The organism is Hyphomicrobium sp. (assembly GCF_020852195.1).
In the GTDB taxonomy this organism is placed as follows: Bacteria; Pseudomonadota; Alphaproteobacteria; order Rhizobiales; family Hyphomicrobiaceae; genus Hyphomicrobium_C.
In genome coordinates this window covers 1-10,515 of record NZ_JADZBI010000235.1, presented here as the reverse complement: position 1 = coordinate 10,515, position 10,515 = coordinate 1, and the positions used below count along the sequence as shown (strand labels likewise).

At 67.1% G+C, this 10,515-nt stretch carries 8 protein-coding genes; 5 read left to right on the top strand and 3 right to left on the bottom strand.

Annotated features, from left to right (window positions below; genetic code table 11):
• The 3 genes from IT540_RS19225 to IT540_RS19215 all read right to left on the bottom strand — a co-directional run.
• Positions 1-1,319, bottom strand: a 1,319-nt coding sequence (locus IT540_RS19225) for an RNA polymerase sigma factor region1.1 domain-containing protein (RefSeq protein WP_291181432.1), incomplete at its 3' end; no start/stop codon positions are given.
• 247 nt (positions 1,320-1,566) lie between these two features.
• Positions 1,567-3,561: a DNA primase gene (gene dnaG / locus IT540_RS19220; protein ID WP_291181430.1), complete on the bottom strand. Its 1,995-nt coding sequence runs from the start codon at positions 3,559-3,561 to the stop codon at positions 1,567-1,569.
• A 278-nt stretch (positions 3,562-3,839) separates the two neighbouring features.
• A complete protein-coding gene (locus IT540_RS19215) occupies positions 3,840-4,286 on the bottom strand; it encodes a GatB/YqeY domain-containing protein (protein WP_291181428.1) in 447 nt (148 codons plus the stop codon).
• 77 nt (positions 4,287-4,363) lie between these two features.
• Between IT540_RS19215 and IT540_RS19210 the strand changes: the two genes are divergently transcribed.
• From IT540_RS19210 to carB, 5 genes are all read left to right on the top strand, one after another.
• Complete coding sequence (locus IT540_RS19210; protein ID WP_291181426.1) at positions 4,364-4,831, top strand: SRPBCC family protein; 468 nt, start codon at positions 4,364-4,366, stop codon at positions 4,829-4,831.
• Between the two features lie 161 nt (positions 4,832-4,992).
• Positions 4,993-6,195, top strand: coding sequence for a glutamine-hydrolyzing carbamoyl-phosphate synthase small subunit (gene carA, locus IT540_RS19205; protein ID WP_291181424.1), 1,203 nt, complete (start codon positions 4,993-4,995; stop codon positions 6,193-6,195).
• A gap of 121 nt (positions 6,196-6,316) precedes the next feature.
• On the top strand, positions 6,317-6,916 hold the full coding sequence (locus IT540_RS19200; RefSeq protein ID WP_291181422.1) for a hypothetical protein: 600 nt from the start codon (positions 6,317-6,319) through the stop codon (positions 6,914-6,916).
• Between the two features lie 115 nt (positions 6,917-7,031).
• Entirely contained in the window at positions 7,032-7,673 is a 642-nt protein-coding gene (locus IT540_RS19195) for a hypothetical protein (protein WP_291181420.1), read from the top strand.
• A gap of 205 nt (positions 7,674-7,878) precedes the next feature.
• Positions 7,879-10,515, top strand: a 2,637-nt coding sequence (gene carB / locus IT540_RS19190) for a carbamoyl-phosphate synthase large subunit (RefSeq protein ID WP_291181418.1), incomplete at its 3' end; no start/stop codon positions are given.

Sequence of the window (10,515 nt, the reverse complement as noted above, 5' to 3'; positions counted from 1 at the left end):
TTGGCGATCGAGATCACGAGGCGAAGGTTGGCTTCCACCATCTCCTTCTTGGCCTGGCGCGCTTCGCGCTCGCCCTTCTGCACGGCCTTGACGATGCGGCGGTACTCGGTGATCTCAAGTCCGGTCTCGGTCGCCAGCTCGTGGATGTCCTTGCGGATCTGCTGGATCTGCGGCCGCTCGTTCTTGATGAGCTGCGCCCACTTCTTGCCGTTGTCGGCCATGCGGTCGAGCCACGTCTGGTCGAGCTCGTTGCCGAAGTACTCGTCGATGAACTGCTGGCGCGGCACGCCGTAGCTGTCCGCAAGCCGCATCAGCCGGCCCTCGAGGCCGACGAGGCGGCGGTTGATGGAGTAGAGCTGCTCGACCAGGCTCTCGATGCGCGCGTTGTTGAGCGACAGGCTCTTGACGTCGGTGATGATCTCCTCGCGCAGCTTGTCGTAGGCCTTCTGCTGCTGGCGCGAGCCGGACTCACCCGCCACCTGCTGCTCGAGCTTCTTATCCTGCTGCTTTCTGAGCTTCTTGTAGGTCCCCGCGATGCGGTCGAACGTCTCGAGCACCTTGGGCTTGAGCTCGGCCTCCATGGCGGCGAGCGAGAGCGCGTTCTCGAACTCGTCCTCGTCCTCGCCTTCGCCCTGCGCCGGTGCAGCGCCGTCCTCGCCCTCGGCGGGGGCTTCGCCGTCCTCGGCGCCTTCGCCGGGCAGCGCCGGCGGCGCCTTGGCCTCGGGTCCCTCGTAGGTGGCCTCGAGATCGATGATGTCGCGCAGCAGAATCTTGCCTTCGTTGAGCTCGTCGCGCCAGATGATGATGGCCTGGAAGGTCAGCGGGCTCTCGCAGAGGCCGGCGATCATCGCCTCGCGGCCGGCCTCGATGCGTTTGGCGATGGCGATCTCGCCCTCGCGCGAGAGCAACTCCACCGAGCCCATCTCGCGCAGGTACATGCGCACCGGATCGTCCGTGCGCTCGGCCGGCTCGGCGCGCGTCTCCGAGCGCGCGGGCAGGCCCGGCACGGCGACGGCACGGCCGTCCTCCTCGTCGGCGTCGGGCGCGGCCGCGTCCGCGCCCTCCTCGCCTTCCTCGGTCTCGACGACGTTGATGCCCATGTCGGACAGCATCGCCATCGTGTCCTCGATCTGGTCGGGGGACACCTCCTCCGACGGCAGCACGGAGTTGAGCTCGTCGAGGGTGACGTAGCCGCGCGCCTTGGCCGTCTTGAGCAGGCGCTTCACCGCCTGGTCGGACAGGTCGAGCAACGGGCTGTCGCGCTCTGCGGGTTCAGCCGTCGCGGTGTCCTGCTCGTCGTTCTTTGCAGCGTTTGCCATGTGTCTCAACCGTCGCGAATGGAGTGAGGGAAGGCGCTCAGGCGCCCGATTGTTTCAGAGTGGGACCCCGCCGGCCTCGCGGGCCGCGGAGAATTCGGTGTTGCCGGCAGGGCAGGCGTCGATATCCGGGCTGCGCGGGCGGCCGCCGTTCGTATGCAGGAAAGCGGTTCCGGCTTCATGGAAGCCGAAACTCCGCCCTTGGCTGGCCGAGCAGGTCGCAATTCCGGACGTGGCGCTCCCCCTATCGTCAAGACGTGTGACCGAGCCCGGCGGCCACATCGAACGAATCTGCCCCGCTCGCGAGCTCGAGCTGCCGCTTGAGATCGCAGATGCGGGCAAAAGACGCTTCGCTGCGATCTTCATGCCAAGCTTGCTCGGCCGCTTCCAGCGATCGCTGGAGCCCCACATGCCGATCATGCATCGCGAGGGCGTGGCGCCAGCCATCCTCCACCTCGGTGCGCCCGGCTTCGGGCTCCGCAAATCGATCGCACTTGTGCGAAACGGCCCGTTCGACAAGGGTCAAAACCTTGCCGACACTGGATTTGTTCAAGTGGGTTCGAAGGGTTTCCGTGTCAAGTGAATTATCAAGGGCGTGGGCCGAAAGGATCGCGTCCCGTAGCGCGGAAAGCGCAGTCGAGGTAAACGGCAGGCCGGCGATCGCCTCCGCCTGCTCCTCGATCAGCCACGGATGGTTGAGCAGCACCTTGAGCAGCAGGGCCTCGCGATAGGGCGGCAGCCCGCCCTCGGATGCAACGAGCGCGCTTTTTCTGAGGCTGGAGCTTGGGTTAAGGTGCTCCGCCCCCTGCCCGAGATTGGGCGGGAAGCTGCGCCCGGCCGGTCCACGGCGGAAATTCGAGGGCGCCCCCGCGTTACGCAACCCGCGTCCGCCGCCGCGCAGCCAGGGCGGCGCCGTCCCCCAACGTCCGCCGCCGGCGACGCCGGCCTGCGACCCTTGGCCCCCAGTGCCGATGGTCGGCGCCCAGGCTGCCGTCAGACGTTGGCCGAGGCTTTGCCGGTAGTGGGCGCGCACGCTCTCGTCGGCGATCCGGCCGATCAGCCCCTTGAGCGTCTTTTCGAGCCCCGCGCGCCGCTCCGGCGTCGACCAGTCGCCTTGCCCCCATTCGCGCTCGAACAACACGTCGATCAACGGCCTTGCGCGGCCGAGGCAGGCGTCGAGCGCAGCCGGCCCCTGCTGGCGCACGAGGTCGTCGGGGTCGAGCCCGTCCGGCAGGAAGGCGAACATGAGGCTAGCGCCCGGCTTGAGGTGCGGCAGCGCCGTATCGACGGCCCGGAACGCGGCCCGCTTGCCGGCGCTGTCGCCGTCGAAGCACAGGATCGGCTCGGCGGACATGCGCCAGAGGAGCTGCAATTGGTCCTCGGTGAGCGCCGTCCCGAGCGGCGCCACCGTCTCGGTGAACCCAGCTTCCGAGAGCGAGATCGCGTCCATATAGCCTTCGACGGCGATGACCCGCTGCTTGTCGTGGGCGGCGGCGCGGGCGCGGTGCGCGTTGAAGAGCAGATGCCCTTTGTGGAAGAGCGGCGTTTCGGGCGAGTTCAGGTACTTGGCGTTCTGGTCTGGATCGAGTGCACGGCCGCCGAACGCCACGATGCGGCCCTTGGCATCCCCGATCGGGAACATCACGCGGTGGCGGAAGCGGTCGTAGGCGACGGGGATGTCGTCGCCCGCGATCAGCATGCCCGAGAGCGTCATCTCCTCGAGCGTGAAGCCGGCCTTGGCCAGATGCTCCTTCAGCGCCGAGCGCGAGTTCGGCGCGTAGCCGATGCGGAAGGTGGCGAGCGTCTCGCGCTTCAGGCCCCGCTTCTCGATGTAGCGGCGCGCCTCCCCGCCGGCGGAACCGGCGAGTGCCACCTCGAAGAACTTCGCCGACTCCTCCATCAGCGCCAGCAGGCGCGTGCGCTGATCCTCGCGCGCCTCGTCGCGGGCGTCGGACTTGGGCAGCGCGACGCCGGCTTCCTCGGCAAGCCGCTCGACGGCCTCGGGGAAGCTCACGCCCTCGGTCTTCATGAGGAACGTGAAGATGTCGCCGTGCTCGCCCGAGGCGAAGCAGTGGTAGAAGCCCTTCTGGTCGTTGACGAAGAACGACGGCGTCTTCTCGACCTTGAACGGCGACAGCCCGGAGTACTCGCGCCCCTTGCGCTTGAGCGCGACCTTGCGGCCCACGACCTGGCTCACCGGGAGCCGGGCACGGATCTCGTCCAGGAGATGAGGCGAAAATCGCATGGTGTTTCAAGGGTCCGCGGGCGCGTATACGCGAAAAACGTAAGTTAGACTTACGCGATTCGCGTGTGCTCCCCGTGCCGGGCTCGCGAAGCAAATTCTCTTGTGAGCACAATCCACAGGGGGCAGCGCGCCAACTCTTTTCCTCTCCCGTGACGGGAGAGGATGCCCGGAGGGCAGGTGAGGGACTTGTCATACGGCTCCGTCGGAGCGCAGGACCGGCCCCTCATCCGCCCCTTCCGGGGCACCTTCTCCCGATGGGAGAAGGAAGTGGTGTCTCGCTATTTCAGCAACTCCTTGACCACGCCGCTGGCCTTGCTGAAGTCCATCTGGCCTGCATAGCGCTCCTTCAGCGCGCCCATGACGCGGCCCATGTCCTTGGGCCCCGCCGCGCCAAGCTCCGCGATCAGCGCGGAGACGGCCGCCTTCACCCCCGCCTCGTCCATCTGCTTCGGCAGGTAGCCCTCGAGGATGGCGATTTCGGATTTCTCCTGGTCCGCCAGGTCGGTGCGGCCCGCCTTCTCGTACGTGGCGATGCTCTCGCGGCGCTGCTTCACCATCTTCTGCAGGATGGCCACGACCTCCGCATCGCCAACCTCGGTCGGCGCGCCGCCGACGCCAAGCTCTCGGTCTTTGATGGCGGCCGTGGTCAGGCGCAGCGTCGTGAGCCGCGGCTTGTCGCCGGACTTCATGGCGTCCTTGACGTCCTGGGTGATGCGCGCGCGCATGGGGAACCTCGTTTAGCGGCAAAGTATTCGGCGCCTATATAGGACGGCGGCGCGCCGAGCGCGAGGGAGGAGAGAGCGTGTCCAGCAACGGGAGAACCGACAGTGCGTCGCGCGTGATCGCGGCACCACCGGCCACGATCTACCAGGCGCTTGTCGACCCGCATGCCGTCGCCGCGTGGCGTCCGCCCAAGGGCATGCGCGGCGAGATCTTCGCTTTTGAAGCCCGCCAAGGCGGCACCTACCGAATGGCGTTGATCTACGAGAGCAATCCCGCTTCGCGCGGAAAATCCTGCGCGAACACGGATGTCGTCGAGGGGCGATTTCTGGAGTTCGTGCCTGAGCAGCGCGTGGTGGAGCGCGTCCGCTTCGACACGCCCGATCCGGCATTCGCGGGCGAGATGACGATCACGACGACGCTTGCGCCCGTGGACGGCGGCACCGAGGTCACAGTCGTCTGCGAGAACGTGCCGGAGGGCATCACCGCCGCCGATCACGAGGCCGGCCTGACATCCACGCTCGCGAATCTCGCCGCCTTCACCGAGTGACGGGGTTGCGAACGCCCCATTTGTGCCCATTTCTTGACGCGGTGGGCCGCCTCGCATAGGGTCCGCCGCGATCCATGGACCCGGCTTCGAGCGGACCTCTCTTGCGCGTCGGGATGCGCGCGAGACCGACCCGCGCGAGCCTAGACACGAGCCCGCAGCCAATGACCTCCACGCCCGCGCCCTGGACCGAGACGCCCGACACGGCTCGCCTCGTGCTCGACGACGGCACCGTCATCTCGGGTGTCGGCCTGGGCGCGACCGGCAGCGCCGTCGGCGAGGTGTGCTTCAACACCGCCATGACCGGCTACCAGGAGATCCTGACCGATCCCTCTTACGCGGGCCAGATCATCACCTTCACGTTCCCGCATATCGGCAACATCGGTACCAACAGCGAGGACACCGAGACCTCGAACCTCGCCGCGCGCTCGGGCGTGCGCGGGGCCGTGCTGCGCGCCGAGATCACGGACCCGTCGAACTACCGTGCTGCCGCCCACTTCGATGCCTGGCTCAAGCAGCGGGGCATCATCGCCATCACCGGCATCGACACGCGCGCGCTCACCGCGCGCATCCGCGAGAAGGGCATGCCGAACGCCGTCATCGCGCACGATCCGTCCGGCACGTTTGATCTCGACAAGCTCAAGGCCGAGGCCAAGGCATGGCCGGGCCTGCTCGGTCTCGATCTCGTGCCCGACGTGACGAGCGGGCAGAGCTACACCTGGGACGAGACGCGCTGGGTGTGGGGCGAGGGCTACGGGCGCAACGAGAACCCGGAGTTCCATGTCGTGGCAGTGGACTATGGGTTGAAGCGCAACATCCTGCGTTGCCTCGCCTCCGCCGGCTGCAAGGTGACGGTGGTGCCGGCCACCACCAAGGCCGAGGACATCCTGGAGCGCAAACCCGACGGCGTGTTTCTCTCCAATGGCCCCGGCGATCCAGCCGCGACCGGCGAATACGCCGTGCCCGAGATCAGGAAGCTGGTCGACTCCGGTCTGCCGCTGTTCGGCATCTGCCTCGGCCATCAGATGCTCGGCCTCGCGCTCGGCGCCAAGACTCGGAAGATGCACCAGGGCCATCACGGCGCCAACCATCCGGTCAAGGACTTCACCACCGAGAAGGTGGAAATAACGTCGATGAATCATGGGTTTACCGTCGACCGGGAGACGCTGCCCAAGGGCGTCGTGGAGACCCACGTCTCGCTGTTCGACGGCACCAACTGCGGGCTCGAGCTCGAAGGGCGCCCCGTGTTCTCGGTCCAGTACCACCCCGAGGCGTCCCCGGGTCCGCAGGACAGCCATTACCTGTTCACGCGCTTCGTCAACAAGATGCGCGAGCGGCGCGGCGCGCCGGTCAAGTCTGAGCGGTAACTCGCTGCGGGTAACTTTCCCGCGCAATGATCGACTTTTTCCCAGCCCGATGTATAGGATGCGCGCCAATCAAAACATGAGCCGCGCTCATACAATCAAACCGGGAGTTAAGAAACGTCCAATGCGTACCCTATGTCTTGTCGCATCCTTCCTTGCCCTGGCGGCGACGGCCCCATCCGTCATCGCCTGCGACGGCAAGGCCGAGGTCGAGGCGGCCTTTATCAAGCAGCAGAAGCAGCCCTGGCGCACCGAGGTGGTCACGCAGGCTCAGGATGGCACGGAGCAGCGGCAGCGCTTCGACTTCCAGCCGCCGGACAAGATGTACCGCAAGGCGACCGCCGGCGGCGAAAGCATCGAGACCATCGGCATCAGCAAGTGGGCCTGGAGCAACCTGGGCAGCGGAGCGGGATGGGAGGAGTTGCAGCCCATGCACGCCCGCGTGGTGACGCTTCAGGTGCAGGAGGCGTTCGCGCCGCCGCGGGTCACCGCCGATTTCGCCTGCCTTGGCGACGTGACGTTCGAGGGCAAGGCGTACCGCGCCTATCAGACGGCGCCGGAGAAGGTCGATACCGGAGAGGTGCTGGCGCGCACGATCTACGTCGATCCCGAGACCGGGCTCCCGGCCTTCAACGTCGTGGGTGCGCCCGACGCGAGCGGCGATCCGATCGTGAAGGGCGTATTCACTTACCCGACCGACATAAATATCGAGAAACCGTACTGATATCGGATCTTGCCGTGTGCGGGACGCCGTGCCATTGCGTGGCCGGCAGCCCGACGCGAGCAGGAATCCGGGGTCTGTCCACCTGTCGCAAGGCGGTCATGGAGGAAACGAAACCATGCGTTTGACGCTCGGCAGTATTGCCATTGTCCTCGGCAGCCTGGCGGCCGGCCCTGCGCTCGCCGACTGCTCGACCGAGGTCGCCCTCGCGGTGAACTCGCAGGGCAAGCAGAAATTCATTCGCAAAGAGACCAACATGATCACCGAGGCAGGCCCCGCCAAGATGGTCGTCGAGTACGCAACGCCTGACCGTATGCGCCAAGTGCTGACGCCGCTGACCGAGGGCAAGGCCGTCGAGAGCATCGTCGTCGGCGAGAAGGCCTGGACCAACAACGGCGAAGGCTGGAAGGAGGCGCCCTCGGGAGAGGCCGACCAGCTCGTCCAGTACATGATCCGCAGCATCGCCCAGGTCTACCAGGAGGTCGGCAAGTTCGAGTGCATCGGCACGGAGACCGTCGAGGGCCGCGAGCTGCGCGGCTATCGCGGCATCGACGAGCCGCCGCCTGGCGTTCCTGGCAAGAAGACCGAGCCCACCACTAAGAACGAGGCGGTGCGCCTCGTCTATCTGGACCCCAAGACGGGCCTGCCCGCGCGCAGCCTGCTGGCCCGACCCGGCTACCTCGACAAGCCGATCTTCCAGGAGATCTACACGTATCCGGACAAGATCGACATCGAGCCGCCGAAGGACGTCAAGAAATAGCCTGGCCGCGCGAGAGGGCGCGCCGCGAGCGAGGGGGGCGAGGCCGGGCGATACGCTTGTTTGACGCGAGGGTGTCCGACGGCACCCTCGTTTGCTGTGCGGACAACGAAAAAATCACGTTTCAACAGGTCGCAGAGCCGGAAGCCCCAACGCGGCGTCTCCGCTATAGCCAAACCGCAAAGCCTCGAATAGAACCGCCCTCGCCATGCCCAAACGCACAGATATCGACGCGATCCTGATCATCGGCGCCGGCCCCATCGTCATCGGCCAGGCGTGCGAGTTCGACTATTCCGGCACGCAGGCGTGCAAGGCGCTGAAGGCCGAGGGCTATCGCATCATCCTGGTCAACTCGAACCCGGCCACGATCATGACCGATCCGGAGCTGGCGGACGCAACCTACATCGAGCCGATCACGCCCGAGATCGTCGCCAAGATCATCGCCGAGGAGCGGCGCGCGCGGCCGAACGACAAGCTCGTGCTGCTGCCGACCATGGGCGGGCAGACGGCGCTCAACACCGCGCTTGCGCTCGAGCGGCAGGGCGTGCTCGCCCAGCACGGCGTCGAGCTGATCGGCGCCCGCGCCGAGGCCATCGACAAGGCCGAGGACCGCAAACTCTTCCGCGAGGCCATGGACCGCATTGGCCTCGAGAGCCCGCGCGCCGCCATTGCCTCCTCGCCGCCGATCAGGGACGCGGCCGGCCAGATCGTCCGCTATGACATCCAGGCGGGCTTTGCGGAAGCCATGCGCGCGCTCGACCAGATCGGGCTGCCGGCCATCATCCGCCCCGCCTTCACGCTCGGCGGCACCGGTGGCGGCGTCGCCTACAACCGCGAGGAGTTCGAGACCATCGCCCGCTCGGGCCTCGACGCCTCGCCCGTCGGCCAGATCCTGATCGACGAGAGCCTGCTCGGCTGGAAGGAGTACGAGATGGAGGTAGTCCGCGACAAGGCGGACAACTGCATCATCATCTGCTCGATCGAGAACATCGACCCGATGGGCGTGCACACCGGCGACAGCATCACCGTCGCGCCGGCGCTGACGCTGACCGACAAGGAATACCAGATCATGCGCGACGCTTCGATCGCGGTCTTGCGCGAGATCGGCGTCGAGACTGGCGGCTCGAACGTGCAGTTCGCGGTCAACCCGGCCGACGGGCGCCTCGTCGTCATCGAGATGAACCCGCGCGTCTCGCGCTCGTCCGCGCTGGCCTCGAAGGCCACCGGCTTCCCGATCGCCAAGGTCGCGGCCCGCCTCGCCGTCGGCTACACGCTGGACGAGCTGGAAAACGACATCACGGGCGGGGCGACACCGGCCTCGTTCGAGCCGACCATCGACTACGTCGTCACCAAGATCCCGCGCTTCGCCTTCGAGAAATTCCAGGGCGCCGACACCACGTTGACCACGGCCATGCGCTCGGTGGGCGAGGCCATGGCTATCGGACGGACGTTCGCCGAAAGCCTGCAGAAGGCGCTGCGCTCCATGGAGACGGGGCTCACGGGCCTCGACGACATCGAGCTCGAGGGCATTGGCCAGGGCGACGACAAGAACGTCATCCGCGCCGCCTTGGGCCGCCCGACTCCGGACCGCCTGCTCAAGGTCGCCCAGGCACTGCGGCTCGGCCTCGACGCCGAGCAGGTACACGCCTCATGCAAGATCGACCCGTGGTTCATCGCCCGCATCCAGGAGATCCTGGACGTCGAGGCGCGCGTCAAGGCGCACGGGCTGCCCGCGTCGGCGGAGCACCTGCGGTTCCTGAAGTCCATGGGCTTCTCGGACGCCCGCCTCGCGAAGCTCGCCGGCAAGACGGAGGCGGAGGTGCGCGCTCAGCTCAAGGCGCTCGGCGTGCGCCCGGTGTTCAAGCGCATCGACACCTGCGCGGCGGAGTTCGCTTCTCCCACGGCCTACATGTATTCGACCTACGAGCGTGGTCTGGTGCTGTCGGGCACGGACGGCCAGAACGGCGCGCCCGTCTGCGAGGCCGCCCCCTCTGACCGCGAGAAGGTCATCATCCTCGGTGGCGGCCCGAACCGTATCGGCCAGGGCATCGAATTCGACTACTGCTGCTGCCACGCCTGCTTCGCGCTGACGGCGGCGGGCTACGAGACCATCATGGTCAACTGCAACCCCGAGACCGTCTCCACCGATTACGACACCTCGGACCGGCTCTACTTCGAGCCGCTGACGGCCGAGGACGTGCTGGAGATCATCCGCCGCGAGCAGGAGAACGGCACCGTCAAGGGTGTCATCGTGCAGTTCGGCGGCCAGACGCCGCTGAAGCTCGCGAGTGCGCTGGAGGAGGCCGGCGTGCCGATCCTCGGCACCTCGCCCGACGCCATCGACCTCGCCGAGGACCGCGACCGCTTCAAGGCGCTGATCGACAAGCTCGGCCTGCGCCAGCCCGAGAGCGGCATCGCCGCGACGCCGGCGGAGGCCGCGGCCATCGCCGAGCGCGTGCGCTTCCCGGTCGTCATCCGTCCGTCCTATGTGCTCGGCGGCCGCGCCATGGAGATCGTGCACGACCGCGCCGAGGTGGACCGCTATATCGCGCGCCTCTCGGCGACGCTCGACCGCCCGTCCGAGCTGGTCGTCTCCGCCAAGCGCCCGCTCTTGATCGACCGCTATCTGGCCGACGCTACCGAGGTCGACGTCGACTGCCTGTCGGACGGCAAGGACACCTTCGTCGCCGGCATCATGGAGCATATCGAGGAAGCCGGCATCCATTCCGGCTACTCGGCCTGCGTCATCCCGCCGATCAGCATCGCCCCGCGACATGTCGACAACATCCGCGAGTTCACCCGGCGCATCGCCATCGAGCTTGGCGTGGTCGGGCTGATGAACATC

Coding starts and splice junctions, on each gene's coding strand:
- IT540_RS19195 (WP_291181420.1), top strand. CDS start 7,032: ATGCGTTTGACGCTCGGCAGTATTGCCATTGTCCTCGGCAGCCTGGCG.
- IT540_RS19200 (WP_291181422.1), top strand. CDS start 6,317: ATGCGTACCCTATGTCTTGTCGCATCCTTCCTTGCCCTGGCGGCGACG.
- dnaG (WP_291181430.1), bottom strand. CDS start 3,561: ATGCGATTTTCGCCTCATCTCCTGGACGAGATCCGTGCCCGGCTCCCG.
- carA (WP_291181424.1), top strand. CDS start 4,993: ATGACCTCCACGCCCGCGCCCTGGACCGAGACGCCCGACACGGCTCGC.
- IT540_RS19215 (WP_291181428.1), bottom strand. CDS start 4,286: ATGCGCGCGCGCATCACCCAGGACGTCAAGGACGCCATGAAGTCCGGC.